The organism is Pseudonocardia charpentierae (assembly GCF_031845345.1).
Classification (GTDB): domain Bacteria; phylum Actinomycetota; class Actinomycetes; order Mycobacteriales; family Pseudonocardiaceae; genus Pseudonocardia; species Pseudonocardia charpentierae.
In genome coordinates, this window is record NZ_JAVREJ010000014.1 from 126,693 (window position 1) to 153,092 (window position 26,400).

Consider the following 26,400-nt stretch of genomic DNA (forward strand, 5'->3'; position numbering starts at 1 on the left):
CCCATCGCCCAGACCCCACCTCGGACCACGGACGGAGCGCCGGAACGGTTCGATCCGCATCACCACGACGGCGAAACGGGGCCGGAGCTCAGGCTCCGACCCCGTTCCACGGGCGACAGGGGTGACTCAGTAGATCGGCTGCGAGGGGTCGACCAGCTTGACCCAGGCCAGCACGCCGCCGCCGACGTGCACGGCGTCCCGGAACCCGGCCTGGTGCAGCACGGCCAGCGCCTCGGCCGAGCGCGCACCCGACTTGCAGTGCAACACCACCGGCTTGTCCTGCGGGATCTCCGAGAGCGCCTCGCCCGAGACGATGCGTCCCTTCGGGATCAGCGTCGCGCCGGGGATGCTGACGATCTCGTACTCGTTCTGCTCGCGGACGTCGATCAGCGCGAAGTCCTTGCCCGCGTCGATCATCTCCTTGAGCTCGATCGCGGTGATCGTGTGCCCGGACGCGGCGTCCTGCGCCTCCTCCGACACCACGCCGCAGAACGCGTCGTAGTCGATCAGCTCGGTGATCTTTGAAGTGCTCGGGTCCTTGCGGATCCGCACGGTCCGGTAGGTCATCTCCAGGGCGTCGTAGACCATCAGCCTGCCGAGCAGGGTCTCGCCGATGCCGGTGATCAGCTTGATCGCCTCGTTGACCATGATCGAGCCGATCGACGCGCACAGCACGCCCAGCACGCCACCCTCGGCGCACGACGGCACCATCCCGGGCGGCGGGGGCTCGGGGTAGAGGTCGCGGTAGTTGAGGCCCTGCCCGTTCGGGGCGTCTTCCCAGAACACCGACGCCTGGCCCTCGAACCGGAAGATCGAGCCCCAGACGTAGGGCTTGCCGAGCAGCACGGCGGCGTCGTTGACCAGGTACCGGGTGGCGAAGTTGTCCGTGCCGTCCAGGATCAGGTCGTAGTCGCGGAAGACGTCGAGCACGTTGCTCGAGTCGAGCCGCAGCTCGTGCAGGCGGACCTCGACGAACGGGTTCGTCTCCTTGATGGAGTCGCGGGCGGACTCGGCCTTGGAGCGGCCCACGTCCGACTGGCCGTGGATGATCTGGCGCTGGAGGTTGGACGAGTCGACCACGTCGAACTCGACGATCCCGAGCGTGCCCACACCGGCGGCGGCGAGGTAGAGCAGCGCGGGGCTGCCGAGACCACCGGCGCCGACGACGAGCACCTTCGCGTTCTTGAGGCGCTTCTGCCCCGCCATCCCGACGTCGGGGATGATCAGGTGGCGGCTGTAGCGCTCCACCTCGTCCTTGGACAGCTCGGCGGCCGGCTCAACGAGCGGCGGTAGCGCCATCGGTACTCCTCGATCGGTAGCAGTTCTGCCGGGTGCAACACCGGACCGGTCAGGCATCTTCCCAGCGGTCCGCCCGCCGGGAGGACGAAACCGGGAAAGTTGGCATCACCACTCCGGAGCGCCGGAGGTCCCGGTTTCGTCCCCCCGTTCCCACAGGCCCGCGACGGCCCGGGCCACCTTCTCCGGGGCCTCGATCTGGGCGACGTGCCCGACCCCGGGCAGCATCAGCAGCCGCGCCCGCGGGATCGTCGCCGTGGTGCGGGCGGCCAGGCGCGGGGAGACGAGGCGGTCGCGGTCGCCCCAGACGACGAGCGTCGGCGCCTGCACGCGCGCGGCGACCGCCCACGGCGAGGTGCCCCACCACCAGCTGGCGACCATGGCCTTGGCCGTCCGCTCCCCCGCCTCCTGGGCCCACTCGAGCGCGCTGCGCACGACGATCTCCTTCGCGGCCTCGACGAGGCGGTGCTCGGGCACCAGGGACGGGTCACCGAAGCAGACCCGGATCGTCTGCTCCGCACGCGCCCGCGGCGCGATGGCCGCGAGCCCGGCCCGGGCACGTTCCCCGATCGGGCCGGGCACCAGCGCCAGCGCCAGCCGGATGTCCGCCATGCGCCGGGGATCTGGGCGGCGGTCGGGCATGGCGGGAGAGATGAGCGTCAGCGTGCGGACGAGCTCGGGACGTCGCGCGGCGACACCGAGCGCGACCGCGCCGCCGAGGGAGTTGCCGACCAGGTGCACCGGCTCGTTGCGGCCGGCGAGGAAGCACAGCAGGGCGTCGGTGTGCGCGGCCGGGGTGAAGTCGAAACCGGCCGGGGGGCGGCTCCGGCCGAACCCGGGCAGGTCGACGGCGGTGCCGGCGGCCCGCGTGCCGAGCAGCGCCGCCAGGTCGGTCCAGTTCAGCGCCGAGCCGCCGAGCCCGTGGACGTAGACGGCCGGCGTCCCGTCGGGACCGGGCGTCTCCCGGACGTGCAGGCTCACGCCACCGGAGGTGACCTCCCGGCCGGGCCAGGGGCGGCGGTGCGCGTCGAAGGCCGGGAACGAGTCGGCGTCGGCCAGGGGGACCGCCGCGGTACCGGTGTCGCGGCGCTCGTCGGCGGTGCGGTCGGGGCGGCGCGGAAGGCGGAACGGTGGAGCGACGGACATCTTCCGAGCATCGCTGATTCTTCTCGTGTTCGGCCACTCCCGGACCGGCCCGTGGGCGAACCTCACGTCACCTCGGGCCGGACCGGGTCGTTGACGTCGTGCGGGCCCGGCGCCCGCGGCGCGAGGAGGCCCGCATGCGCACGGCCGCCCGCTCGGCGGGCTACGGAGCGCTCGTCGTCGCGGCCTTCGCGGCGGCGTGGACGGCGGGTGCGCACATCCGCTCGCCCTTCCCGGAGCCCCCCACCGCACCGGCCCCCGTCGTGGCCACCAGCACCGTCGTGGCAACCCCTGTGCCGGTCACTCCCGCGCCCGATCCCCCCTCGCGGGTCGCCGAGGTCGACGGCTACCAGCTCCGGCTCGACGGGGACCTCGCCGTGGGCGCCCCCGTGCAGGTGTTCGTCACGGTCAGCCGCAACGGCGCCCCGGTCACCGACCTCCAGCCTCTCGACGACGGGTTCGGCCGGCTCGTCGCGCTCCGCGTGGGCGACCTCGCCCGCGCCCACGTTCACCCTGACGCGACCCCGCGGACACCGACCGAGCGGGCCGGCCCCGGCATAACGTTCACCGCTGACGTGCCGGAAGGCGGGACCTACCGGTTGTTCCTCGACTTCCGGCACGCAGGCGCGGTGCACACGGCGACGTTCACGCTGCCCGCCGGCTGACGGACGATGCGCGGAGAGCAGGCGATGACCAGCACGATCAGCCCGGTCGGCCAGGTCCGCGACGACGCCGTGCCCGTCGTCGCCGCCGTCGAGGCGGCGCCCGTCCACCTCCGGCCGATCGGTCCGGACGCCGGCTGCGCGGTCCTCACGCTCGCCGTCCTCGCGGTGGCGGTGACCGACCCGGGTCACCCTGCGTGGGCGGGAACCGCCCTGGCCCTCGCCGCCGTCGCGGTCGGGTGGGGTGGCGGGCCGGCGTTCCACTCGGCATGGGCGGCGATGCGCCGTGGCGCCGTCACCGTCGACACGCTCACCGGCGTCGGGCTGCTCGCGGTCGCCGCCACGGCCCTCATCGCCGCGCTGGGGCACCCGGCCGATCTGGGCCCGACCGTCGTCGCCGCCGCGGCCGCGACGCTGCGGTGCGCCGGCGGGGCCGTCGAGGGGCGCCTGACGGCCGCGGACGGGCAGGCGCACGGCGACGGCCCCGTCGAACGGGCCCGGCGCGGCGCCGCGGTGCTGCAGCGGGCCGCCGACCGTGCCGTCGGCGGATTCGCCGCCGTCGTCGTCGTGCTGGCCGTGGCGACGCTCGGCTTCTGGCTGGGCACGGGGGCAGGCGCGCTCACCGCACTCGGCGCCGCTGCCGCGGTGCTGCTCGTCGGGTGCCCGCACGCCGTGGGACGCGCCGCGGGGACTGCGCTGGTCGTGGGCACGTCGCGGGCCGCCGCGCTCGGCGCCTTCCTCGACGGCCCCCGGAGCGCGGAGGCGCTGGCCCGGGTCGACACCGTCGTGCTGTGCCGGACCGGCACCCTGACGACCGGCGCCCGTGCGCTGCAGGCGGTGCACGTCGCCGACGGGGTCGACGCCGACGAGGCGCTGCGCATCGCCGGTGCCGTCGCCGCGGCGGGCCGGGAGGCCGGAGGGGCGGCCGGTACCCATCCGGTCGGCGCCGTGGTGGCCGACGCGGCGCGCACCCGCTTCGGCACGCTCCCCGGCGTCGCGGAGTTCGACGGCTACCCCGGGCTCGGGGTGCGCGGCATCGTCACGGAGCTCCTCACCTGCGCCGATGCCTGCTCCGACGCCTGCGCCGACACCTGCGACGAACCGCGCGTCATGGCGCACGCGGCGCTGGTCGGCCGCGTCTCGTTGCTCGGCGCGCACGGGATCGACCTGCCCGCCGACCTCGGCGATGCGCTGACGGAGATCCACGCGCGTGGAGCCACGGCCGTCGCGGTGTCATGGGACGGGGTCGCGCGTGCCCTGCTCGAGGTCGTCGATCCGGTCCGGCCCGGCGTGCCCGACGCCGTCGACGGACTGCGCGCGCTCGGCCTTCGCCCGGTCGTCCTGACCGGCGACGACGAGGGCGCGGCGCGTGGGCTGGCGACGGCACTGGCCGTCGAGGAGGTGGTCGCGGAGGTCCGCCCCGCCGACCGTGGCGACGCCGTCGCCCGGCTGCGCGAGGCCGGGCGCACCGTCGCCGTCGTCGCTGGACCGGGCGACGAGGCGGCCCTCGCCGCGGCCGACGTCGCCCTCGGCCGGAACGGCGCGGTGCGGCTCGCGGGGACCGGGGTCGCCCTGCGCGACGACGACCCGCTGACGGCCGTCGACGCCCTGCGGACCGCCCGCCGGACGGCGCGCACGGTCGAACGGACGATCACCGGCTCCGCCGCGTACCACCTGGTCGCGGTGCCCCTCGCCGCCACGGGCCTGCTGCACCCGCTCGCGGCGGCCCTCGCCGCGGCGTGCTACCCCGTGGTCGCGCTGCTGCACGCCGCCGCGCTGCGCCGGGTCCCGGCCCTGCCCCGGCCGGACCCGGCCTGATCCGCACCACCGCGGACGTCGGTCATGGCATTACCTGCCGGTAGGGTGTGCGGCCACAGACCCGAGCCGTGAGGCGACAGGAGGCGGCGGCGATGACCGAGGCACCCGCGCGGGGCGTCCGCCTCTCCCGGAGCGCCCGCCGTGCCCAGCTCCTGGTCGCCGCGCGCGACATCTTCGCGGACCGGGGCTACCACGCCGCCGCCATGGACGACATCGCCGAACGCGCCGGCGTCAGCAAGCCTGTGCTCTACCAGCACTTCCCCGGCAAGCTCGAGCTGTACCGGGCGCTGCTGACCACCTGCGCGGACGACCTGGTCGAGCGGGTGCGCGACGCGATCGGGCGCACCTCGGACAACCGCGAACGCGTCGCCGCCGCGGTGTCGGCCTACTTCGACTTCGTCGCCGGCGACGGGCAGGCCTACCGGCTGGTGTTCGAGTCGGACCTGCGCGGCGAGCCCGAGGCCGCCGCCGTGGTCGACGGCGCGCTGACCCGCTGCATCGAGACCGTGGCCGCGGCCGTCACCGCCGACGCCGGGCTCGACGCACCCCGGGCCCGGCTGCTCGCTGTCGGCCTGGTGGGGTTGAGCCAGGTGGCCGCGCAGTACTGGCTCGACTCGGAGCAGAAGGTCCCGCGCGACGAGGCCGTGGCGCTGATGGCGAGCCTGGCGTGGCGCGGTCTGGCGGGTTTCCCGATGGTGCACGAGCGCCCACCGGGGTCGTGACCGCCGTCCGGTCGGCAGGCGGGCCGGACGGCGATCGGACAGACGCGGTCCCGGGCTGCTAGGAACCCAGGCCGAACCCGACCCGCCGCTCGGCGGGTGCGATCTCCACGTAGGCGATCTGGTCGGCGCGCACGAGGAACCGGCGGCCCTTCTCGTCGACCAGCTTGAGCAGCGGGTCACCGCCGTTCAGCGACGCGTCGACGAGCTTCTGGACCTCGTCCGGCGTCTGGTCGCTGGACACCACGAGCTCCCGCGGGCTCTCCACGATGCCGATCTTGACCTCCACCGGTCGACCTCCTGGTCGTGTTGTCGATCGGCCCCGGAACGGGGCCGGGACCCAGGCTAGTCGAGCGGGACGGGAGACCGGGGTCCCGGCCTCGTCCCCCCGTTCAGCCCCTGTTCAGCTCAGCCCCAACTTGGCCATCCGCTTCCCGTGGTTGGACTGCAGGCGCCTGAGCAGTGCGGCGATGCCGGTCAGGTCGCCCGACCCCGTCACGATGAACTCCGCCAGTTCGTCGCGTTCGGCGACGATCCGCTGGGCCTGGGTCACCGCCTCGCCGAGCAGCCGGCGGCCCCACAGCGCCAACCGGTCGCGGACCTGCCGGTTCGACGCGCACGCCGCCCGCACCTCGCGCTCGGCGAAGGCGCTGTGCCCGGTGTCGGCCAGCACCTGCTGCACCAGCGCGCCGGTGTTCCCGGAGACCCAGGTCGAGACCTCACGGTAGAAGTCGGCGGCCAGTCCGTCGCCGACGTAGGCCTTGACCAGCGACTCCAGCCAGCTGCGCGGCCTGGTCGAGGCGTGGTAGGAGTCGAGCGGCGCGACGAAGGGGAGCATCGCCTCCTCGATCGTCACGCCCATGCCGCGCAGGTGGTCGTCGAGAAGCCGGAAATGACCGATCTCGGCCGCCGCCATCGTGGACAGCGCGGCTCGTCCCGCCAGCGTCGGCGCCTGCCGTGCGTCCTCGGCGAGGCGGTCGAAGGCCGACAGCTCGCCGTAGGCGAGCACGCCGAGCAGGTCGATGGTGGCGCGGTCCGGGCGCGTGGCCGGACCCGCGACTGTGGGCGGCGAGGGCTGCGGCGACGCGGTCGACATGCCACCGAGCCTAATGCGTGAGGTCACCGCCGGAGGGAGTGCGCAGCGGCATCCCCGACGGCCGATCGGGCCGGCGGCGTCCGCCGATGGAGTGAGACGTCGGTGACGCGGCTGCACTCCGATGCCGTCGACCGGCTAGAATGAGTCGCAGCGCAGCGCCCGAACGGGGTGCGCGCATACCCGCGAGGCTTCCTGGACGACGATCCGGGTGCCTCAACTGACCTGGTGCGTACAGCGCCTCGTCGGCTCTCCCGCCTGGCCGAATGTCGTCGGCGGTCGACGAGCCGGACCGGCTCCTGTGCGCGGAGAGAGGCGATCATCCTGTCCGTCGAGACCGACAGCTCCCCCGAGAGCACTGTCACCGAAAGTTCTGTCGTCGAGAGCGCGACCCCCGAGAGCGCCGCCGCCGAGAGCGAGAGCGCCGACCTGCTCGAGGAGGCGCACCCCCTTCAGGCAGGCGCCCCCGTCAAGCCGGAGTCCCCCACCTTCGCCGAGCTCGGCGTCCGCCCCGAGATCGTGGCGGCGCTGGCCGAGGCCGGCATCGAGCGCACCTTCGCCATCCAGGAGCTCACGCTCCCCCTGGCCCTGGCCGGCGAAGACGTCATCGGCCAGGCCCGCACCGGCATGGGCAAGACCCTCGGCTTCGGCGTGCCGTTGCTGCAGCGGGTCGTCCCGCCGTCGGAGCAGCCGGCCGCGAACGCCGTCGGCGAGGCCGCGGACCGAACCAAGGACGTCCCCCAGGCCCTGGTCGTGGTGCCCACCCGCGAGCTGTGCGTGCAGGTCGCCAAGGACCTGGCCGACGCCGGGTCGAAGCTGGGCGTGCGGGTCACCGCCATCTACGGCGGCCGCGCCTACGAGCCGCAGCTCGCCGCGCTTCGTAAGGGCGTCGACGTGGTCGTCGGCACCCCCGGCCGCCTGCTCGACCTCGCCGAGCAGCGCCACCTGGTGCTCGGCCGCGTCAAGGCCCTCGTCCTGGACGAGGCCGACGAGATGCTGGACCTGGGCTTCCTGCCCGACGTCGAGCGGATCATGCGGATGCTGCCCGAGCAGCGGCACACGATGCTGTTCTCGGCCACCATGCCCGGCCCGATCATCGCGCTCTCCCGCGCGTTCCTGAACCGGCCCACGCACATCCGCGCGGAGGAGGCCGACCAGGGCTCCACCCACGAGAACACCACGCAGCTGGTCTACCGCGCCCACGCGATGGACAAGGTCGAGCTGCTCACCCGCGTGCTGCAGGCCAAGGACCGTGGCCTGACCATGATCTTCGCCCGCACTAAGCGCACCGTGCAGCGGGTGGCCGACGACCTCGCGGACCGCGGGTTCGCCGCCGCCGCGGTGCACGGCGACCTCGGCCAGGGCGCCCGCGAGCAGGCGCTGCGCGCGTTCCGCTCCGGCAAGGTCGACGTGCTGGTGGCCACGGACGTCGCCGCGCGCGGGATCGACGTGACCGATGTCACCCACGTCGTGAACTACCAGTGCCCCGAAGACGCCAAGACCTACGTCCACCGGATCGGCCGCACCGGCCGGGCGGGCAAGACGGGCGTCGCGGTGACGCTCGTCGACTGGGACGAGCTCCACAAGTGGAAGACGATCAGCGACGACCTCGGGCTCGACATGCCGGAGGCCCCGGAGACGTACTCCACCTCCGCGCACCTCTACAGCGACCTCGAGATCCCCGCCGACTCCCGGGGACGCCTGCCCCACTCGCAGCGCACCCGCGCCGGCCTCGACGCGGAGTACGTCGACACCGAGGGTGACCAGGGCGGTCGCCGCCGCAAGCCCCGCGAGCGCAACGGCGCAGCACCGGTCGAGGAGCCGCGCCCAGCCCGCCAGCGCCGCCCCCGGACCCGCAGCCGCGGCGGCGAACTGCTCGAATCGGGCGGCGTGGCGGCGGAAGCCGCACTGACCGGTGTCGGTGTCGATACTCCGGCCGCCGCCCCCGAGACCGCTCCGGTGGCGAAGACCGAGCCCGCCGAGGGCTCCGGCCCCGTCGACGGCACGGATGCCGACGGCAAGCCGCGCCGGCGTCGCCGTCGTGGCGGTGCCCGGCGCCGTCGTGGTGGCGAGGCGACCGGCGAGGCCTCGCGGGACGACGCCGCGACCCCGGACGCCGCAGCCAGCTGACCTGCAGCTGATCTCCTCCGTGCCGCGACGTCGCCTGCTGCCGCCGCCCGAGCGGCGGCGCCGGGTGGACGTCGTGGTGTCAGCGGGCCTGGCGGTGGCCGTGGCGGTGGTGTCGACCGTGCTCTGGGCGACCTCTGCGCACCAGGGCGCGGTCTCGGCCCCCGCGGCCGCCGTCGTGCCCGCTCCGCCCGGGGCCGCCGGGGTGCCCGGGGGCTTCACGGAGGCCTGGCGCGCCGCGAGCGGTGCGACACCCGGTCCGGTCGTGGCCGGTCCGGTGGTGGTCACGGGCGACGGCGACGTCGTCTCCGGCCGCGACGCGCTCACCGGTGACGTCCGCTGGAGCTACACGCGCGACGTCCCGCTGTGCACCGTGGCCGCCGGCTTCCCGGACAACGACGGCGGACGTGCACTGGCGCTCTACCGCCACGGCAACTGGTGCAGCGAGCTCACCTCGCTCCGCCCGGACACCGGCACCCGCGACCGCCAACGCAACCCCGACGTCCACCCCGGAACCCGCCTGATCCAGGGTGGCTCGCTGGTCACCGCGACCGGCCCGACCTACCTCGAGGTGTTCCGGCCCGACCTCGTGCGGACCGTCGAGTACGGCCGCGTGCCCACTCCGCGCCAGGTGGGTCGCCAGCCCCGCCAGGACTGCGAGTCGACCGGTTTCGCCCCCACCTCGGGGAGGCTGGCCGTGCTGCAACGCTGTCCTGGCGAGGCGACGGACCGGCTGACCGTGCTGATCCCGGACGGCGCGGAGGCGGACAAGCCGCAGGAGGAGTTCTCCGTCCCGCTGGCGGCGTCGAACGCGACGTTGATCGCGGCGTCCGAGGACCGCGTCGCCGTCGCGCTGCCCAACCCTCCGCGGCTCGAGGTGCTCGACCGGTCCGGCATCCAGGTGAGCCTGGTCGGCCTCGACGTCCCCGCGGCGGACCTGGCCGCGCCGCCGGTGGGTGGTGTGCCGGCTGTGACCGCGGACGACGACCGCGTGTACTGGTGGACGGGTTCGCGCACGGTCGCGCTCGACGGCCTCGACCTCACGCCCTCATGGATTCTCCCCGACACCCTCGGGCCGGCCGTCGGCTACGGCGGCGGGCTGGTGGTGCCGGTCCCCGCAGGCGTCGCGGTCGTCACCCCGGACACCGGGCGGGTCACCCGGACCCTGCCCGTCGCCCGCGACGACCCCCGCGCACCGGTGGTCGCGGCCGTGCAGGGCGAGATACTGCTGGAGCAGCGCGGCTCCACCGTGGTGGCCCTGCGTCCGACGTCCTGAGGCCGCCGTGGGCCTCAGAACAGCCAGACCAGCGCCAGGCCGCCGACGACCGCGGCGCTGAGCGCCAGGGCGGCCAGGGTGCCGGTGCGGTCCGTCCGCCGGTCCACCCACACCTGGGCCGTCACGGCGGCCACGGCCGCGGCGAGGTGGCCCGCGAGCATGCCGGGCCCCGGCCCGGGAAGGCCGGTGCGGTCGGCGTAGAACCAGCCCCCGAGCAGGACGAGCGCCAGTGCGACGAGCCCGCCGACGAGCACGCCCGACAGGCCGCGTAGCAGGCTCCGACGCGCCCTCGGGCGGGCCGGGCTCACGGTTCCAGGGATGCCCACGGCTCCCGCTCCGGTGCTGTCGCACGCCCCTCGGGGCAGTGCCGGCGGACGTCGCAGAAGCCGCAGCGGGCCGCGGGCCTCGCGGGGAACGCCAGGTCCGGGTCGCCGCCCCCGGCCAGGGCGTTGGCGGCGTCGGCCGCCCCCTGGGCGCCGTCCTCGGCGCGGTCGAGGTGCTCCCGCAGCGACTCCTCGTCGTGCACGGCGGCCACGACGTCGCCGGTGGGCACGTGGTGCAGCTCGACGCGGGTGCACGGGCGGCGCAACGTGCTCCGGGCGCCCAGCGCGTAGAGAGCCAGCGCCTGCGAGCGGCGGGCGTCGTCGGCACCCGGTCGACGTCCGGTCTTGTAGTCGACGACGACGGCCTCACGGCCCCGCTCGTCGATCCGGTCCGTACGCCCCCGGATGACGATCCGCGACGTGGACACCGACACCCAGCGCTCCAGCGCGATCGGCGTGGCGTCGGCCCCGGCTCCGGCGACGTACTCGGCGACCCACTCCCGCGCCCGCAGACGGAATTCCGCAGCCTGCTCGCCGTCGCGGAAGCCCTCGCTGTTCCAGTTCCGGTCGACCAGCCCCGCAGCGGCGTCGGGGGTCCGCCGGGCGGGCGGCAGGTCGTAGAAGGCGCGCAGCGCGAGGTGCACCACGGCACCCAGCGTGCTGCCGGCGCGAGCTCCGGACCGCGGCGGGGCGGGCCGGTCGACGTAGGTCAGCCGGTAGCGGCGGGGGCAGTCGCTCCAGGTCGCGAGCCGGGCGGGGGTGACGCGTAGCAGCGGCCGAGGCGCGAACGCGGGGTCGAGCGCGTCCAGCCCGAGCTGTGTGCCGCCGTCCACCCGTCCACGGTAGTGCCGCCCCACCACCTGTTATCGGGGGCCCCGCCGTACCCGCGAGTCGGTACGTTCTGGCGAGCGAATGTGCGATCCGGGGCAGTGCCGAGTGCCCCAGATGCGACATTCGCTCGCCATTTCGTACCGACTCGCGCGCAGCCGGGCAGACGGGAACGCGGAGGGACGGGACGGGCGGGCGGCCGGGGTCAGCCCGCGAGGACCTCCACGCCGGCGGTGCGGTCGACCAGCGCCTCGAACTGGGCGGGGTCGGTGGTCTCCGCGGCGAGCGGCGTCGTCTTGTTCGTGCCGTGGTAGTCACTCGAACCCGTCACCACCAGGTCCAGCTCCGCCGCCAGCCCCCGCAGCAGCGCACGGTCGGCCGGGGCGTGGTCGGGATGGTCGACCTCCAGCCCGGCGAGCCCCGCCGTCGCGAGCTCCGCGATCGCGCGTTCGTCCACCACCCGACCGCGCCGGCGGGCCAGCGGATGGGCGAACACCGCGACACCGCCCGCGGCCCGCACCATCGCCACGGCCGTCGCGGCGGGCGTGTCGACCTTCTCGACGTAGTACGGGCTGCCGGTGTAGAGCAGCTTGGCGAAGGCTTCGTCCACCGACGCGACGACCCCCGCCCCCACCAGCGCGCGCGCCAGGTGCGGCCGCCCGGCACTCGCCCCCTCGGGCAGCAGGGCGAAGACCGTGTCGACGTCCACCGGGTACCCGGCGGCGGCCATCCGCTCGGTCATCAGGCGCAGCCGCGCCGTGCGCTCGGTCCGCAGTCGCGACTGCTCGGCGACGATCGCGGCGTGCCCGGGGTCGAACAGGTAGCCGATCAGGTGCACCGGGATGTCCTTGCCCACTTCCGCGCTGCCGTCCGGCCCCGGCACCACGCAGGAGAACTCCGCCCCCCGCACGAGCGACATGCCCGCAGGCAACGCCGCGACGGCCGCCTCCCAGCCGCTGGTGGTGTCGTGGTCGGTCAGGCCGAGCACGTCGATGCCCGCAGCCGCAGCCGCGGCCACGAGGTCGGTCGGCGAGTCCGTGCCGTCCGAGGCGGTCGAGTGCGTGTGCAGGTCGATGCGAGGACGGCCCATCCCCGGAGGCTAACCCGAGGTACCGATCAGCGGTTCCACCGCGGGCGAGCCAGCATGCCGGTCGCGCGCGTCTTGCCCTTCTCCCCGAAGATCAACTCGGACAGCGCCTCGTAGATCTCCTCCGGGCGCGGCATGTACTTAATCTTGTTGAGCGCCTGGATCTGACCCGCGGACTCGACGATCAGGGTGCCGTAGCCGAGGATCCGGCCGCCGAATGTGCGCCGGAACGTCAGGTCTGTGACCTTGCTGAGCGGCATCATGCCCACGTTGTGGGTGATGATGCCCTCCGCGAGCATCACCCGCTTGTCCGTGATCACGATCCGCTCGATCCACCACAGGATGGTCTGCAGGGTGAACCGCAGCACGGCGGCGAGCGCGAGGTAGAAGGTCAGGTTGTCGACCAGTGCACTCGTGGGGAGGTAGTGCTGCGCGACGATCAGGAGCAGCAGGAAGAGACCGGTCAGGAACAGGTTGTTGGCCATGACCGCCCAGTGCATGCGCACCCGGATGACCCGCCGCTCGGTGGGCAGCAGGTACTCGTCGATCTCGCGCGGCGCCAGCATCGGTTACGCCACGAGCTGCGTCACGAAGTCGATCATGGATTGGCCGGCTCCCGCCAACGAGGTCCCGATGCTCCGCACCGACATCGCCGCCCTTCCAGGTTGCGAGATCACGAAGAACACGAGGAGCACGATCGAGAGCGTCCCCAGGATCTTCTTGCCATTCATCAAGACCACCGTTTCGCGCGTTCGGTACGACAAGACGGGGCTCGTTGTACCGGAGCGCGGCAGCCAAAATGAGCGTATCACTCACACGGGGGGCCAGTAGTCCATGACGCACAGTGACGGAATGGTCGCCTGTGTGGGTGGCCTGGCCTACGACGAGGCCGGACGACTACTGCTCGTGCAGCGGGCGAACGAGCCCGGGCGCGGGTTGTGGTCGGTGCCGGGCGGCCGCGTGGAGCCGGGCGAAGACGACGCCGCCGCCCTGGTCCGGGAGATGTTCGAGGAGACCGGGCTGCAGGTCACGCCGGGCGCGCTCGTCGGACGGGTCGTGCGGGGCCCGTACGGGATCGTTGACTACCGCTGCACGGTCGTCTCCGGGCCGCTGCGGGCCGGCGACGACGCACTGGACGCCCGGTTCGTCGACCGGGCGGCGATGGCGGCGCTCCCGCTCGTCGACGGACTCCTGGATGCGCTCGCGGAGTGGGACGCCCTCCCCCGCTCCTGAGCCGGTCCGTCACCGCGGGACAGGCACCCTCTGGTGTTCACCCCCCCGGGTGCGCGCGCGCCACGCCCGGCTCACTCCTTCGGCACCGGCCGGCCCGGCTGCTCGCCGCCCCGGGCGTCGCCGTACGCCCGGGTCGGCACCATCACCTTGCGCCGGAAGACGCAGACGACCGTGCCGTCCTGGTTGTAGCCGCGCGTCTCGACATGCACGACGCCCCGGTCGTCCTTGCTGCGCGAGGGCGTCTTGGACAGCACCTCGGTCTCGCCGTAGAGCGTGTCGCCGTGGAAGGTCGGGCGGATGTGCCGCAGCGACTCGACCTCCAGGTTCGCGATCGCCTTGCCTGAGACGTCGGCCACGGACATCCCCAGCAGCAGCGAGTACACGTAGTTGCCCACCACCACGTTGCGCTTGAAGTCGGTGGTCTCCTGCGCGTAGTGGGCGTCCAGGTGCAGGGGGTGGTGGTTCATCGTGAGCAGGCAGAACAGGTGGTCGTCGTACTCGGTGACGGTCTTGCCCGGCCAGTGCTTGTAGACCGCGCCGACCTCGAACTCCTCGTAGTACCGCCCGAACTGCACGTCGACGCCCCCGTTGGTATCGGCTCGCCCGGACCGACAGGAACCCGGGCACGGAGTAATCTAGATCCGGGACCCACTGATCAAGTCGTGGTCTGGCCCACACGGAGGAGGTGACGCGGTGCATCCAGCACCCGGTTGCAGTACCTGCCGCGTCCCTGTCCCCGGGGTGCCGCAGGTCGGCTGATCCCCACGGTCGCAGGACGCGGCGGCTTTCCAGCGCGCTTCGGCGCGTCGTCGTCCGCCGCGCCGCTCTCGGCGCGCCCGATCCGGGAGGTCCCGTGCCGCCGCTGTCTTCTTTCCGTCCCGCTCTGCGGGCCGCGCACACCCGCGCGCGCTCCGGGCCGTCGATGCTGCCCAAGTTCCACATCCCGCTGTCGGCGTACGTCGTCGACTGCGCTGTCTACGTGGACGGCGTGCGCCTCCCCGGCCGCTTCACCCACGACCGCGCGCTGACCGAGGTCCGCCGCCGCGGCGAGGGGTTCGTGTGGATCGGGCTGCACGAGCCGGCCGAGGAGCAGATCACGGGCATCGCGGACGTGTTCGGGCTGCACGAGCTCGCCGTCGAGGACGCCGTGCACGCCCACCAGCGGCCCAAGCTCGAGCGCTACGACGACACGCTGTTCATGGTGCTCAAGACCGTCCGATACTGCGGGGTCGAGTCGAGCCAGGAGGTCGTCGAGACCGGCGAGGTGATGGTCTTCCTCGGCCGCGACTTCGTGATCAGCGTCCGGCACGGCGACCACTCGGGCCTGCACGACGTGCGCCGCCGCCTGGAGGCCGACCCCGAGCAGCTCGCCCTGGGCCCGGCCGCCGTGTTGCACGCGATCGCGGACCACGTCGTCGACGGCTACCTGGCCGTCACCGAGGCGATCGAGGACGACATCGACGAGCTCGAGCGCGAGGTCTTCACCCCCCGCTCCGCGCCGGACGCCGAGCGGATCTACGGGATGAAGCGCGAGGTGCTCGAGCTGCGGCGGGCGGTGGTGCCCCTGGGCGGCCCGCTGCGCAAGCTGACGGAGGGGTACAGCTCGCTGGTGCCGCACGAGGTGCGGTCGTACTTCCGCGACGTCGACGACCACCTCGTTACCGTGGCCGAGCGCATCGGGTCGTTCAACGAACTGCTCACGACCCTCGTCGACGCGGCCCTCGCGAAGATCACGATGCAGCAGAACGGCGACATGAGGAAGATCACCGCGTGGGTGGCGATCGTGTCGGTGCCCACGGCGGTGGCCGGGATCTACGGCATGAACTTCGACTACATGCCCGGGCTCGGCGAGCACTACGGCTTCGCCACGTTGCTCGCCCTGACGACGGTCGCCTGTCTGCTGCTGTTCCGGGTGTTCCGACGCAACCAGTGGCTGTAGTCGCCTGAGGACGGTCGAATCGCGACGATCGACGGGCGGGCATAGCCTGCGCGGGTGAACGAGCCCAAGCCGAACGGGCCGCAATCCTCCAACCCGTTGCACCGTCTTCACCGCCCCGCGTGGGCCGAGCAGGAACCCACCTGGGCCGACGCCAAGCCCGGGCTGATCCGCGCGGCCCTCCACCGCGCGCAGGCTCGGCCGTCCGGGGGCTGGTTCGTGCTCGCCGGCAGCCGTGAGGTGCGGCCCGGCCGCGCGTTCGGCCGCCCGGTCGCCGGGCGCGAGGTGGTGGCGTGGCGTTCCACGGACGGCACCGTGCACGCCGGTCCCGGCGCCTGCCCGCACCTGGGGGCGGCGCTGTGCGACGCCCCGGTGGTCGGCGACTCCCTGGTGTGCCGCTGGCACGGCATGCCGCTGGGGCCGGAGGGCCGTCGGGGCTGGCGGACGTTCGACACCCACGACGACGGCGCGCTCGTCTGGGTGCGGCTCGGCGAAGAGGGGCAACCGCCGACGGACGCACCCGTGCTGGGCCCGCGGCCGCCCGCCGACATCGCGCTGGCCACCGTGGCCACGGTGATCGGCAAGTGCGAACCCGAGGACGTCGTCGCGAACCGCCTCGACCCCTGGCACGGCGCGTGGTTCCACCCGTACTCGTTCACGGCGCTGCGCGTGCTGAGCGCACCGCCCGTCGACTGCCCGCCCGCCGAGGACCGGTTTCTCGTCGAGGTGACCTTCACCGTGGGCAGCCGCTACGGCGTGCCGGTGTACGCCGAGTTCAGCTGCCCGGACCCGCGGACGGTGACGATGGAGATCGTCGACGGCGAGGGGGCCGGCAGCGTCGTCGAGACGCACGCGACGCCGCTGCGCCCCGGCCCGGACGGACTGCCGCGCACCGCGGTGATCGAGGCCGTGATCGCGCACTCGGACCGCACGGGCTTCCGGCACGTCAACCGGGTCGCGGCGGCGTTGCGGCCGCTGGTGGCGACGGCGGCGAAGCGGCTGTGGCGCGACGACATCGCCTACGCCGAGCGCCTCTACGCGATGCGCGCCGCCCGCGGCCGGTCCTAGAGCGGAATGCCCGTCGGCGGGGTCTCCATCTCGGCCAGCGACGGTGGTATCGGCGCGATCTCCTTCTCGGGGGCACGCCGGCCCAGGATCGTGTGCACGATGTCCTGCTGCCAGCCGCTCACCGTCTGGCAGCGCACGTCGACGAACCCGGCGTCGCGCAGCCGCTGCGCCAGCCGCTTGACCCCGTCGAACTGCAGCACGCTGCGCCACAGGTAGCGGTAGAGCCCGCTCGAGCCCGTCCGCAGGCGGCCCATCGGGATGATGATCGTCCAGCAGACGAGCGTCCACACCCGCCTGCTGCGGGCAGAGTCGCGCACCGAGTAGTCGTGCACCGCGAGCGGCGCCCCGGGCTTGAGGAAGTTGTGGAACTGCCGCAGCGCGATGTCCGGCGCGGGCAGGTTGCGCAGCAGGTAGGCGGCGAGGATCCCGTCGAACAGGCCCGTCACGCCCGCCGCGGCGAGGTTCATGGCGTTGCCGTGCACGAAGGTCACGGTGTCCGGCCACTTCTTGGCGCGCGCGGCGTTCAGCATCTCCACCGACGCGTCGACGGCGATGATCTCGGCCTCCGGCGCGACCTCCAGCAGGGCCGCCGTGGAGGCGCCGGTGCCGCACCCGAGGTCGAGCAGCCGCAGCCCCCGCCCGTTCTCCGGCAGCCCCATCCGCTGGGCGGAGAGCCGCAGGTGGTCGTGGTAGCCGGGATTGGCGCCGACCAGACGGTCGTAGCTCGCGGCGTGGTCGTCGAATGCGCGGGGCACGGAACGGGTGTCGATCCGGCCGGTCCCAGAGGCGGTCACGACCCCGGATCCTCCCTCATCCCGGCAGCGTCGGCGCGTAGGCGGCGCCGACGCTCGTGCCGGTGTCTCACGACTGCTGCTGCGGCGTCTCCGGTGTCGTCGGCCCCATCGCCAGCTTGGCCAGCAGCTCGCGGGCCTTCTCGGCGTTGCGCGGCTGGCAGAGCACGTCGTAGCGGCCGGCAACCATCTGGCTCGAAGAGGTGAAGTCGCGGCGCCCGCGCGTGGCTCCGTAGCCCACCGCCGCGAACACCACGCCGAACAGCACACCGCTGATCAGACCGACCAGGATCGGGCCGAACGCGCTGTTCCCGGGGCTGAACAGGCCCAGCAGCAGGCCGACGAACAGACCGAACCAGGCCCCGGACGCTGCGCCGGACAGCAGCACGCGCCCCCAGGTCAACCGGCCGATCACCCGCTCGACGAGCATGAGGTCGACGCCGACGAGGGTGACGTCCGCGACCGGGAAGTCGCGGTCGGCGAGGTAGTCGACGGCGCGCTGCGCCTCGGCGTAGGTGGCATAGGAACCGACCGGCCAGCCGGTCGGCGGGGTCGGAGTGTTGGGCAGCCCGGGCGCGGTGCGTGCGGGACCGCCGAACGGTGTGGTCACGGGGGCCTCCCTGTTGCGGTGCCGGGGAGTACCCCCGATCACCCATCTTGCCAACGCCGGGCAATCGGACACCGTGCCCAGCCGGGCCGACATCACACCAGTACCGAACCGTGACCCGCCGCGCAGAGCCCGTCAGCGCTGCCGATACTCCCGCAGCAGGCCCCGCGAGATGATCGTCTTCTGGATCTCGGACGTGCCCTCGCCGATCAGCAGGAACGGCGCCTCGCGCATGAGCCGCTCGATCTCGTACTCCTTCGAGTAGCCGTAGCCGCCGTGGATCCGGAAGGAGTCCTGCGTGACCTCCGCGCAGTACTCACTGGCGATCAGCTTCGCCATGCCGGCCTCGACGTCGTTGCGCGTGCCCGCGTCCTTGAGCCGCGCCGCGTTGACCATCATCAGGTGCGCGGCCTCGACCTTGGTGGCCATCTCCGCCAGCTTGAACGCGACGGCCTGGTGCTCGGCGATCGGCTTGCCGAACGTCTTGCGCTGCTGGGCGTACTCCGCGGCCAGCTCGAACGCCCGGATCGAGATCCCGCACGCCCGCGCTGCGACGTTGACCCGCCCGACCTCGACGCCGTCCATCATCTGGGCGAAGCCGCCGCCGCGCTTACCCCCGAGGATCTGCTCGCCGGAGATCCGGAAGCCGTCGAACACCAGCTCGGTGGTGTCGACGCCCTTGTAGCCCATCTTGTCGATCTTCCCGGGCACGAGCAGGCCGGGTGCGACCTCGCCGTACCCGACGGGCTTCTCCACGAGGAAGCAGGTGAGGTTCTGGTGCGGCTTGGGCGCGCCCTCGTCCGTGCGCACCAGCACCGCCGTGAGGTTGGACGTCCCGCCGTTCGTCAGCCACATCTTCGCGCCGTCGATCCGGTACCCGTCAGCGTCCTCGACGGCCCGCGTCTTGATCGCCGCGACGTCGGAGCCCAGGTCCGGCTCGGACATCGAGAACGACCCGCGCACCTCCCCCTCCGCCATGCGCGGCAGGTACTTCGCCTTCTGCTCCGCGGTGCCGTGCTGGGCGAGCATGTACGCCACGATGAAGTGGGTGTTGATCACCCCGGAGACGCTCATCCAGCCGCGGGCGATCTGCTCGACGACCAGGGCGTAGGTCAGCAGCGACTCGCCGAGCCCGCCGTACTCCTCGGGGATGGTGAGGCCGAACAGGCCCATCTCCTTCATCCCGTCGACGATGTCCTGCGGGTACTCGTCGGCGTGCTCCAGAGCGTTCGCGTGCGGGATGATCTCCTTGTCCACGAACGTCTTGACCGTGGAGAGGATCTCCTGCTGGATCTCGGTGAGACCGGCGGTCTGGGCGAGGCGGGCCATCGTGCCTCCAGGGCTGGCGTCGGCCGGGCACGGGCCCGGCGCTGGGCGTTCCCGAAGTATCTCCCGGTGGGGGCGGGGACACCTGTGAAGAGGCTCACCCCGGTTCCTCGCAGAGGCCGGGTCGACCTCGCAGAGGCCACGTCGACGTCGCAGAGACCATCGCCCCTGCGACGTGACCACCGCCTCTGCGAAGTCGCGAGGCCGGCCGAGGTGGGGGGATCAGCCCTCCGGCGGGGTCCACTTGTCCGTGCGCTGCATCCCCGCCGCGCGGCCCTTGCCCGAGATCACCAGCGCCATCTTGCGCGACGCCTCGTCGATCATCTCGTCGCCGATCATCGCCGCGCCGCGCTTCCCGCCCGCCTCCGACGTGTAGTGCGTGTAGGCGTCGAGGATGTTCTCCGCGTGGTCGAAGTCGGCCTGCGTCGGGGAGTACACCTCGTTCGCCGCGTCGATCTGGCCCGGGTGCAGCACCCACTTGCCGTCGAAGCCCAGCGCCGCCGAGCGTCCCGCCACCCGGCGGAACCCGTCGACGTCCTTGATCTGCAGGTACGGCCCGTCGATCGCCTGCTTGTCGTGCGCTCGCGCCGCCATGAGGATGCTCATCAGGATGTGGTGGTAGGCGTCGCCGACGTCGTAGCCGGGCGGTTGCTCCCCCACGACCAGGCTCTTCATGTTGATGCTCGCCATGAAGTCGGCCGGGCCGAAGATGATCGTCTCGACGCGGGGCGATGCGGTCGCGATGGCATCGACGTTGATCAGGCCCTGCGCGTTCTCGATCTGCGCCTCGATCCCGATCTTCCCGACCTCGTAGCCCATGGTCTTCTCGATCTGGGTGAGCAGCAGGTCCAGCGCCACGACCTGCTGCGGTGTCTGCACCTTCGGCAGCATGATCGCGTCGAGGTTCGCGCCCGCGCCCTCGACGACCTCCGTGACGTCGCGGTAGGTCCACTCCGTGGTCCAGTCGTTCACGCGAACGACCCGCAGGCGCGACCCCCAGCCGCCCTCGTTGAGCGCCGCCACGATGGTCTTGCGGGCACCGGGCTTGGCCAGCGGCGCGCACGCGTCCTCGAGATCGAGGAAGACCTGGTCCGCCGGCAGCGTCCGCGCCTTGTCGATGAACTTCTGGCTCGAGCCCGGCACCGCCAGGCAGGACCGGCGGGCACGGGTGACGGGCGTGGTCACGGGCGACTCCTCATCGACGTCGGCGCGGGGTTGGCCGATGCTGACACGCCGCCCATCGCCGCGGCACCACCCGTGACCTTCCGCACGTCGGGCCGGACGGTGCCGGTCAGGCGTCCGGCAGCGCCAGCAGCTCGCCCTTCGCCACCATCCGCACCCCGCCCTGCACCGCGACCTCCGCCGCGACGCCGCCGGCGATCCGCACCTGCACCTCGAGCGCCGACGGCCGCCCCATCTCCGCGCCCTGGGCGATCCTCAGCACGGAGGGCCCGTCGGCGAGCACGCCACGTCCACCCAGGAACACCCCGAGCGCCACCGCCGCCGACCCGGTCGCGGGGTCCTCGGCCACGCCGACCTGGGGGCAGAAGACCCGGACGTGTGCCGTGCTCTTCTCGCGGTCCACGGCCACCACCACGAGCCCCGTCTGGTCGGCCGTCGCCGTGGCCACCGCGGACAGGTCAGGCACCGCCCGCACCATGGCGTCGGGCCGCACCGGCAGGAAGGCGAACGGCACCCCGGCCGCCGCGACGCCGGCGGGCAGGTCGGTGTCGAGGTCGTCCACGCCGAGACCGACGGTCGCGGCGAGCGAGGCGCCGGGCAGATCCGGGCCGACCTCCGGCCTGCCGGACACCACCCGCGCGCCCGAGGCGTCGACGTGCACCGGCAGCAGACCGGCGCCGCACTCCTGCACGACGCGGCCTGGGCGGATCATGTCGGCGAACGCCAGCGCCCAGGCGGCCCCGATGCTCGGGTGCCCGGCGAACGGCAGCTCGCGGGCCGGGGTGAAGATCCGCAGCCGGTACGTCGCGGCGGACGTGGTGGGAGGCAGCGTGAACGCGGTCTCCGACAGCCCGAACTCGGCCGCGATCGCCTGCATCTGCCGCGCGGTGAGGGTACGCGCGCGGTGCACGACGGCGAGCGGGTTGCCGGCGTAGGCACGGTCGGTGAAGACGTCGACGATGTCGAAGTGCAGCCCCATGCGCCCGTCCTACCGGACGGCCGCCACCTCCGGGTGTCGGGGCTGTGGTCGGACGATCATCGGCGGGCGGTGGCAACCTCTAGGGTGTCCGCGTGGCCGCCACCCGTGTCTTCGTCGCACGCCTGGTGGGGATCGCCGTGTACGGTCCCGACGGCGAGCGGATCGGCAAGGTCCGTGACGTCGTCGCGACGCTGCGCGTCGACGCCAACCCGCCGCGGGTGCTCGGGCTGGTCGTCGAGGTCGCCACGCGCCGCCGGATCTTCGTCCCGATGCTGCGCGTCACCGGCGTCGATCCCGGCGCGATCACGCTGGCGACCGGGTCGGTGAGCCTGCGCCGCTTCACCCAGCGGCGCAACGAGATCCTCGTCGTCGGCCAGCTCCTCGACGCACCGGTCCGGATCGCCGAGACCGGCGAGGAGGTACTCGTCGTCGACGCGGCGATCGAGCCCACCCGCACCCGCGACTGGGTCGTCGAGCGGCTCGCCGTGCGTGCCCGCCGCAGCCGGCTGGCGCGGCGACCGGAGCTCCGCGTGGTGTCGTGGCGGACGGTCACCGGTCTGAGCCTGACCGACCGGCAGGGCACCGACGGCCTGCTCGCCGTCTTCGAGACGATGCGGGCCGCCGACATCGCCGGAACCCTCACCGCCCTGCCGGCGAAGCGTCGCCACGAGGTCGTCGACGCGCTCGACGACGAGCGTCTCGCCGACGTGTTCGAGGAGCTGTCGGAGACCGACCAGCGCGCGCTGCTGCGGCACCTGAGCCGGGAACGGGCCGCGGACGTGCTGGAGGCCATGGCGCCCGACGACGCGGCGGACCTGCTCGGGGAGCTTCCCGATCCGGAGGCCACCGTGCTGCTCGAGCTGATGGAACCCGAGGAGTCGGAGCCGGTGCGGCGGCTGCTGCGTTACTCGTCGGACACCGCAGGCGGCCTGATGACGCCCGAGCCGGTGATCCTGCGCCCCGACGCGACGGTCGCCGAGGCCCTCGCCCGCATCCGCAACCCCGACATCCCGCCCGCCCTGGCCAGCATGGTGTTCGTCTGCCGCCCGCCGACCGGGACGCCGACCGGCCGCTACCTCGGCTGCGCGCACGCGCAGCGGCTGCTGCGGGAGGCCCCGTTCGAGCTCGTCGCGGGCGTGCTGGACAAGGAACTGGAGACGCTGGCGCCCGACGAGCGGCTCGCCGGCATCGCCCGCTACTTCGCGGCCTACAACCTCGTGGCGGGCCCGGTCGTCGACACCGCGGGGCACCTGCTCGGCGCGGTCACCGTCGACGACGTGCTCGACCACCTGCTGCCCGCCAACTGGCGCGACCGGTTCGCCGACGAGCACGACAACCCCGCGGACCAGGCGACGGTCCGGATGGCCCCGACGGAGGTGGCCGATGCCTGAGGCTCCTGCGAACCGCCGCCTCGACGTCCCCCGGCTGGGCCGCCGGTGGCTCGACGTCGACCCCGACAGCTTCGCGCGCATCTCCGAGCGGGTCGCCCGGTTCCTCGGCACCGGCCGCTACCTCGCGATCCAGACCGTGCTCGTGATCGTGTGGATCGCCCTCAACCTGGTGCTCGTGGGCGTGTACCAGTGGGACCCCTACCCGTTCATCCTGCTCAACCTGGCCTTCTCCACCCAGGCCGCCTACGCCGCGCCGCTGATCCTGCTCGCGCAGAACCGGCAGGACGACCGCGACCGGGTGTCGCTGGACGAGGACCGCAGCCGCGCCGAGCGCACGAAGGCCGACACCGAGTACCTCGCGCGCGAGCTCGCCGCGCTCCGGATCGCCGTCGGCGAGGTGGCCACCCGCGACTACCTGCGCGGTGAGCTGGACCGGATCACCGAGCGGCTCGACGAGCTGGCTGCGGTACGCGCTCCGGCGGATGGTCGCCGACGACGCACGTAGCATGGGTAAGTGACCACCGGAACGAACACCGCCGGCACGGTTGAGCAGGCCGTGCACGCCGCGCTCGCCACCGTCGACGACCCCGAGATCCACCGTCCGATCACCGAGCTCGGGATGGTCAAGAGCGTCGTGGTGGTCGACGGCGTCGCGGACATCGGAGTGTTCCTCACCGTCGCCGGCTGTCCGATGCGCGAGACGATCACCAAGCGGGTCACCGAGGCCGTCTCCCGGGTCCCCGGCGTCACCTCGGTGCGGGTCGAGCTGGACGTCATGAGCGACGAGCAGCGCGCCGAGATGCGCAAGGGCCTGCGCGGCGGCGCCGCGGAGGCCGTGATCCCGTTCGCCCAGCCCGGCTCCCTGACGCGGGTGTACTGCGTGGCGTCGGGCAAGGGCGGGGTCGGCAAGTCGTCGGTGACGGTGAACCTGGCCGCCGCGCTCGCCGCCCGCGGCCTGTCCGTCGGCGTCGTGGACGCCGACATCTACGGCCACTCGGTTCCGCGCATGCTGGGCGTCACCGCCCGGCCCACCCGCGTCGACGACATGATCATGCCGCCGCAGGCGCACGGGTTGAAGGTCATCTCGATCGGGATGTTCACCGCGGGCAACGACGCGGTCGTGTGGCGGGGCCCGATGCTGCACCGTGCGCTGCAGCAGTTCCTCGCCGACGTGTTCTGGGGCGACCTCGACGTCCTGCTGCTCGACCTGCCCCCCGGCACCGGCGACATCGCCATCTCCACCGCCCAGCTGATCCCGAACGCCGAACTGCTGGTCGTCACCACCCCGCAGCAGGCCGCCGCCGAGGTGGCCGAGCGGGCGGGCTCGATCGCGGTCCAGACCCGGCAGCGGGTGGTCGGCGTCATCGAGAACATGTCGTGGATGGAGCTGCCCGACGGCTCGCGCATGGACGTGTTCGGCACCGGCGGCGGCCAGACCGTCTCCGACTCGCTGACCCGGATCCTCGGCGCGAAGGTGCCGCTGCTCGGTCAGATTCCGCTGGAGCCGCGGGTGCGCGAGTCCGGCGACAGCGGGGTGCCGGTGGTGCTGTCCGATCCCGACTCGCCCGCTGCGACCGCCCTGCGGGGCGTGGCCGAGAAGCTCGCCGTACGGTCGCGTGGGCTCGCGGGGATGTCGCTGGGCCTCTCGCCCGTCAGCCGCTGACCCGGGCGGAGCTGCTGCCCGATCGGGCCCCGACCCCGGGGCCGGTCGCGCTGCTGGACCGCAGCGCCCTAGTTTGCGGGGCATGAGCAGCCTCACGGTCCCGGCCGCCCCGCGCGAGCAGGTGGCGGCCGGGGTCGAGACGGTCCGGGTCGAGACGATCCGGGTCGGACCGGGGCGCGCCGTCACGGGCCCGCCGCCCTGCCCGCCGGGGATGCGGCGCCACCTGCCCTACACGCTGCCCGGGCTGTGCTTCGCCCTGCTGTTCACCTGCCTGTCGTTCACCCCCTCGCTGCTGCCGCGGAGCGGGCTCGTGCAGGGCCTGGTCTGCGGGATCAACGCCGCCATCGGCTACGGGCTCGGCGTGTTCGCGGCGGCCGCGTGGCGGGCGGTGGCCGACCGCCACGCCCGGACACCACGGTCGACGTCGTGGGCCCTGCTCGCCGTGGCGACGGCCGTCGCGCTGCCAGTCGCGATCGTCCTCGGCCGCTACTGGCAGGACCGGATCCGCGACCTGATGGGCATGGCGCAGGACCCCACGCTCTCCGCACTCCTGGTGCTGCCGGTGGCCGCCGTGCTGCCCTTCGTGGCGCTCGTCGCCGCCGCGCGCGGCCTGCGGTGGCTCTACCGCCATCTCGACCGCCGGCTGCGGCGCTGGATCGGCCCGCGCGCTGCGGACGTGTTGACCGGCGCGGTCATCGTCATCGGCACCGTCCTGGTGGTCAACGGCGTGGTCGTCGACGGGGCCGTGCGCCTCGCCGACCACGTGTTCTCGCTGCAGAACGAGAACACCGAGCCCGGCGTGAGGGCACCGGACTCGGCCCTGCGCTCCGGCGCACCCGGTTCGCTCATCAGCTGGGACTCGCTCGGCCGTTACGGCCGCTCGTACGTCGCGGGCGGGCCGTCCGCCACCCAGATCGCGGCGGTCTCGGGCGGCACGGCGCAGACCCCGGTCCGCACCTACGCCGGTCTCGACTCGGCCCCGGACGTCGAGGTCCGGGCCCGGCTCGCCGTCGACGACCTCGAACGGGCCGGCGGCTTCTCGCGGTCCGTGCTGGTGGTGGCGACCACCACCGGTTCCGGGTGGATCGACCCCGCATCCCCGGACGCGCTGGAGTACCTGACCGGCGGCGACGCCGCGACGGTGACGATGCAGTACTCGTACCTGCCCTCGTGGCTGTCGTACCTGGTCGACCAGGACCGCGCCCGCGACGCCGGCCGCGAGCTGTTCGACGCCGTCTACGCCCGCTGGTCCGACCTGCCTGCCGACGCCCGCCCGCGCCTGTTCATCAGCGGCGAGAGCCTCGGCTCGTTCGGGGCGGAGGCCGCGTTCAGCGGGGAGTTCGACCTGCGCAACCGGACCTCCGGCGCGCTGCTGGCCGGCCCGCCGAACTTCAACGTCCTCTACCGCAGCTTCGTCGACGACCGCGACCCCGGCAGCACCGAGGTCTCCCCGATCTTCCGCGACGGCCGCACCGTCCGGTTCAGCACGGATCCCGACGTGCCCGTGCCGCCCGCCGGAGAGCCCTGGAGCGGCTCGCGCGTGCTCTACATGCAGCACCCGTCGGACCCCGTGGTGTGGTGGAACACCGACCTGATCCTCGCCCGGCCCGACTGGCTCGAGGAGCCGCGCGGCCGCGACGTGGTCAGTGCCGTGCGGTGGATCCCGTTCGTGACGTTCTGGCAGGTGACGTTCGACCTGCCCTTCGCGCTCGACGTCCCCGCCGGGCACGGGCACAGCTACTCGCGCGAGTACGTCGACGGGTGGATGACGGTGCTGCAGCTCGACGGGTCGGACACGGCCCGCTCCGAGCGGTTGCGCGACGTCATCGGCCCGCCGGACTGACCGGCGCGG

27 protein-coding genes are annotated in these 26,400 nt (G+C 73.4%); 12 read left to right on the forward strand and 15 right to left on the reverse strand.

What is annotated here, in order from left to right:
* Window positions 1-126: 126 nt before the first annotated feature.
* Window positions 127-1,299 (reverse strand): adenylyltransferase/sulfurtransferase MoeZ, encoded by a 1,173-nt coding sequence (moeZ, locus tag RM445_RS19735; protein ID WP_311558191.1) that lies wholly within the window; start codon window positions 1,297-1,299, stop codon window positions 127-129.
* A gap of 105 nt (window positions 1,300-1,404) precedes the next feature.
* On the reverse strand, window positions 1,405-2,442 hold the full coding sequence (locus RM445_RS19740; RefSeq protein WP_311558192.1) for an alpha/beta fold hydrolase: 1,038 nt from the start codon (window positions 2,440-2,442) through the stop codon (window positions 1,405-1,407).
* 134 nt (window positions 2,443-2,576) lie between these two features.
* On the opposite strand from RM445_RS19740, the gene RM445_RS19745 reads away from it, so the two are divergent.
* The 3 genes from RM445_RS19745 (at window position 2,577) to RM445_RS19755 (ending at window position 5,641) form a co-directional block, all read left to right on the forward strand.
* Window positions 2,577-3,104 carry a hypothetical protein gene (locus RM445_RS19745; RefSeq protein WP_311558193.1) on the forward strand — a complete coding sequence of 176 codons (528 nt, stop codon included), beginning with the start codon at window positions 2,577-2,579 and terminating at the stop codon, window positions 3,102-3,104.
* A 24-nt stretch (window positions 3,105-3,128) separates the two neighbouring features.
* Window positions 3,129-4,919 carry a P-type ATPase gene (locus RM445_RS19750; protein WP_311558195.1) on the forward strand — a complete coding sequence of 597 codons (1,791 nt, stop codon included), beginning with the start codon at window positions 3,129-3,131 and terminating at the stop codon, window positions 4,917-4,919.
* Between the two features lie 92 nt (window positions 4,920-5,011).
* Window positions 5,012-5,641: a TetR/AcrR family transcriptional regulator gene (locus RM445_RS19755; RefSeq protein ID WP_311558197.1), complete on the forward strand. Its 630-nt coding sequence runs from the start codon at window positions 5,012-5,014 to the stop codon at window positions 5,639-5,641.
* Between the two features lie 58 nt (window positions 5,642-5,699).
* On the opposite strand, the gene RM445_RS19760 is transcribed toward RM445_RS19755, so the two are convergent.
* Together RM445_RS19760 and RM445_RS19765 are read right to left on the reverse strand one after the other, a co-directional pair.
* Window positions 5,700-5,927 (reverse strand): DUF3107 domain-containing protein, encoded by a 228-nt coding sequence (locus RM445_RS19760; RefSeq protein WP_311558199.1) that lies wholly within the window; start codon window positions 5,925-5,927, stop codon window positions 5,700-5,702.
* A 114-nt stretch (window positions 5,928-6,041) separates the two neighbouring features.
* Entirely contained in the window at window positions 6,042-6,734 is a 693-nt protein-coding gene (locus tag RM445_RS19765; protein ID WP_311558200.1) for a ferritin-like fold-containing protein, read from the reverse strand.
* A 225-nt stretch (window positions 6,735-6,959) separates the two neighbouring features.
* Here RM445_RS19765 and RM445_RS19770 point away from each other — a divergent pair, with 225 nt between their 5' ends.
* The gene (locus tag RM445_RS19770) at window positions 6,960-8,861 is read left to right on the forward strand and encodes a DEAD/DEAH box helicase (RefSeq protein WP_397469369.1); all 1,902 of its coding nucleotides are present in this window, start codon (window positions 6,960-6,962) and stop codon (window positions 8,859-8,861) included.
* Between the two features lie 19 nt (window positions 8,862-8,880).
* Window positions 8,881-10,134 carry an Rv3212 family protein gene (locus RM445_RS19775; RefSeq protein ID WP_311558201.1) on the forward strand — a complete coding sequence of 418 codons (1,254 nt, stop codon included), beginning with the start codon at window positions 8,881-8,883 and terminating at the stop codon, window positions 10,132-10,134.
* Between the two features lie 14 nt (window positions 10,135-10,148).
* Here RM445_RS19775 and RM445_RS19780 read toward each other — a convergent pair whose 3' ends face one another.
* From RM445_RS19780 to RM445_RS19800, 5 genes are all read right to left on the reverse strand, one after another.
* Window positions 10,149-10,442: a hypothetical protein gene (locus RM445_RS19780; protein WP_311558202.1), complete on the reverse strand. Its 294-nt coding sequence runs from the start codon at window positions 10,440-10,442 to the stop codon at window positions 10,149-10,151.
* On the reverse strand, window positions 10,439-11,290 hold the full coding sequence (locus RM445_RS19785) for a RecB family exonuclease (RefSeq protein ID WP_311558203.1): 852 nt from the start codon (window positions 11,288-11,290) through the stop codon (window positions 10,439-10,441). The genes RM445_RS19780 and RM445_RS19785 overlap by 4 nt, the downstream gene beginning before the upstream one ends.
* Window positions 11,291-11,490: 200 nt before the next feature.
* On the reverse strand, window positions 11,491-12,375 hold the full coding sequence (locus RM445_RS19790) for a PHP domain-containing protein (protein WP_311558204.1): 885 nt from the start codon (window positions 12,373-12,375) through the stop codon (window positions 11,491-11,493).
* 26 nt (window positions 12,376-12,401) lie between these two features.
* A complete protein-coding gene (locus RM445_RS19795) occupies window positions 12,402-12,938 on the reverse strand; it encodes a PH domain-containing protein (protein WP_311558205.1) in 537 nt (178 codons plus the stop codon).
* A 3-nt stretch (window positions 12,939-12,941) separates the two neighbouring features.
* A complete protein-coding gene (locus RM445_RS19800; protein ID WP_311558207.1) occupies window positions 12,942-13,103 on the reverse strand; it encodes a hypothetical protein in 162 nt (53 codons plus the stop codon).
* Window positions 13,104-13,224: 121 nt separating this feature from the next.
* On the opposite strand from RM445_RS19800, the gene RM445_RS19805 reads away from it, so the two are divergent.
* Window positions 13,225-13,605 (forward strand): NUDIX hydrolase, encoded by a 381-nt coding sequence (locus RM445_RS19805; protein ID WP_311558209.1) that lies wholly within the window; start codon window positions 13,225-13,227, stop codon window positions 13,603-13,605.
* A gap of 71 nt (window positions 13,606-13,676) precedes the next feature.
* Here the strand turns inward: RM445_RS19805 and RM445_RS19810 are convergent, their stop codons facing one another.
* Window positions 13,677-14,180: a MaoC family dehydratase gene (locus tag RM445_RS19810; RefSeq protein ID WP_311558211.1), complete on the reverse strand. Its 504-nt coding sequence runs from the start codon at window positions 14,178-14,180 to the stop codon at window positions 13,677-13,679.
* Between the two features lie 278 nt (window positions 14,181-14,458).
* On the opposite strand from RM445_RS19810, the gene RM445_RS19815 reads away from it, so the two are divergent.
* Window positions 14,459-15,544, forward strand: a complete 1,086-nt coding sequence (locus tag RM445_RS19815) for a magnesium and cobalt transport protein CorA (protein ID WP_397469370.1) — start codon at window positions 14,459-14,461, stop codon at window positions 15,542-15,544.
* Window positions 15,545-15,598: 54 nt separating this feature from the next.
* Window positions 15,599-16,609 (forward strand): DUF5914 domain-containing protein, encoded by a 1,011-nt coding sequence (locus tag RM445_RS19820; protein WP_311558213.1) that lies wholly within the window; start codon window positions 15,599-15,601, stop codon window positions 16,607-16,609.
* Here the strand turns inward: RM445_RS19820 and RM445_RS19825 are convergent.
* The 5 genes from RM445_RS19825 to RM445_RS19845 form a co-directional block, all read right to left on the reverse strand.
* On the reverse strand, window positions 16,606-17,403 hold the full coding sequence (locus RM445_RS19825; RefSeq protein WP_311558214.1) for a class I SAM-dependent methyltransferase: 798 nt from the start codon (window positions 17,401-17,403) through the stop codon (window positions 16,606-16,608). The two genes, RM445_RS19820 and RM445_RS19825, sit on opposite strands and share 4 nt — an antisense overlap.
* Window positions 17,404-17,470: 67 nt before the next feature.
* Window positions 17,471-18,010 (reverse strand): general stress protein, encoded by a 540-nt coding sequence (locus tag RM445_RS19830; RefSeq protein ID WP_311558216.1) that lies wholly within the window; start codon window positions 18,008-18,010, stop codon window positions 17,471-17,473.
* Window positions 18,011-18,142: 132 nt separating this feature from the next.
* Window positions 18,143-19,336, reverse strand: a complete 1,194-nt coding sequence (locus tag RM445_RS19835) for an acyl-CoA dehydrogenase family protein (protein ID WP_311558217.1) — start codon at window positions 19,334-19,336, stop codon at window positions 18,143-18,145.
* A 219-nt stretch (window positions 19,337-19,555) separates the two neighbouring features.
* On the reverse strand, window positions 19,556-20,518 hold the full coding sequence (locus RM445_RS19840; protein ID WP_311558218.1) for an HpcH/HpaI aldolase/citrate lyase family protein: 963 nt from the start codon (window positions 20,516-20,518) through the stop codon (window positions 19,556-19,558).
* A gap of 106 nt (window positions 20,519-20,624) precedes the next feature.
* Window positions 20,625-21,494: a PhzF family phenazine biosynthesis protein gene (locus tag RM445_RS19845; RefSeq protein WP_311558219.1), complete on the reverse strand. Its 870-nt coding sequence runs from the start codon at window positions 21,492-21,494 to the stop codon at window positions 20,625-20,627.
* 92 nt (window positions 21,495-21,586) lie between these two features.
* On the opposite strand from RM445_RS19845, the gene RM445_RS19850 reads away from it, so the two are divergent.
* The 4 genes from RM445_RS19850 to RM445_RS19865 all read left to right on the forward strand — a co-directional run bounded on the left by RM445_RS19850 (window position 21,587) and on the right by RM445_RS19865 (window position 26,391).
* On the forward strand, window positions 21,587-22,885 hold the full coding sequence (locus RM445_RS19850) for a magnesium transporter MgtE N-terminal domain-containing protein (protein WP_311558220.1): 1,299 nt from the start codon (window positions 21,587-21,589) through the stop codon (window positions 22,883-22,885).
* A complete protein-coding gene (locus RM445_RS19855; protein WP_311558221.1) occupies window positions 22,878-23,390 on the forward strand; it encodes a DUF1003 domain-containing protein in 513 nt (170 codons plus the stop codon). Before RM445_RS19850 ends, RM445_RS19855 begins: the two co-directional genes overlap by 8 nt.
* A gap of 9 nt (window positions 23,391-23,399) precedes the next feature.
* Window positions 23,400-24,548 (forward strand): Mrp/NBP35 family ATP-binding protein, encoded by a 1,149-nt coding sequence (locus RM445_RS19860; RefSeq protein ID WP_311558222.1) that lies wholly within the window; start codon window positions 23,400-23,402, stop codon window positions 24,546-24,548.
* Between the two features lie 82 nt (window positions 24,549-24,630).
* Window positions 24,631-26,391 (forward strand): alpha/beta hydrolase, encoded by a 1,761-nt coding sequence (locus tag RM445_RS19865; RefSeq protein ID WP_311558224.1) that lies wholly within the window; start codon window positions 24,631-24,633, stop codon window positions 26,389-26,391.
* The last annotated feature ends 9 nt before the right edge of the window (window positions 26,392-26,400 follow it).

Bases quoted from the DNA above. Each gene is read 5' to 3' on its own strand.
- RM445_RS19800 (WP_311558207.1), bottom strand. From the start codon at position 13,103: ATGAATGGCAAGAAGATCCTGGGGACGCTCTCGATCGTGCTCCTCGTG.
- RM445_RS19755 (WP_311558197.1), top strand. From the start codon at position 5,012: ATGACCGAGGCACCCGCGCGGGGCGTCCGCCTCTCCCGGAGCGCCCGC.
- RM445_RS19845 (WP_311558219.1), bottom strand. From the start codon at position 21,494: ATGGGGCTGCACTTCGACATCGTCGACGTCTTCACCGACCGTGCCTAC.
- RM445_RS19765 (WP_311558200.1), bottom strand. From the start codon at position 6,734: ATGTCGACCGCGTCGCCGCAGCCCTCGCCGCCCACAGTCGCGGGTCCG.
- RM445_RS19795 (WP_311558205.1), bottom strand. From the start codon at position 12,938: ATGCTGGCGCCGCGCGAGATCGACGAGTACCTGCTGCCCACCGAGCGG.
- RM445_RS19805 (WP_311558209.1), top strand. From the start codon at position 13,225: ATGGTCGCCTGTGTGGGTGGCCTGGCCTACGACGAGGCCGGACGACTA.
- RM445_RS19790 (WP_311558204.1), bottom strand. From the start codon at position 12,375: ATGGGCCGTCCTCGCATCGACCTGCACACGCACTCGACCGCCTCGGAC.
- RM445_RS19835 (WP_311558217.1), bottom strand. From the start codon at position 19,336: ATGGCCCGCCTCGCCCAGACCGCCGGTCTCACCGAGATCCAGCAGGAG.
- RM445_RS19745 (WP_311558193.1), top strand. From the start codon at position 2,577: ATGCGCACGGCCGCCCGCTCGGCGGGCTACGGAGCGCTCGTCGTCGCG.
- RM445_RS19855 (WP_311558221.1), top strand. From the start codon at position 22,878: ATGCCTGAGGCTCCTGCGAACCGCCGCCTCGACGTCCCCCGGCTGGGC.
- RM445_RS19740 (WP_311558192.1), bottom strand. From the start codon at position 2,442: ATGTCCGTCGCTCCACCGTTCCGCCTTCCGCGCCGCCCCGACCGCACC.
- moeZ (WP_311558191.1), bottom strand. From the start codon at position 1,299: ATGGCGCTACCGCCGCTCGTTGAGCCGGCCGCCGAGCTGTCCAAGGAC.
- RM445_RS19750 (WP_311558195.1), top strand. From the start codon at position 3,129: ATGACCAGCACGATCAGCCCGGTCGGCCAGGTCCGCGACGACGCCGTG.
- RM445_RS19865 (WP_311558224.1), top strand. From the start codon at position 24,631: ATGAGCAGCCTCACGGTCCCGGCCGCCCCGCGCGAGCAGGTGGCGGCC.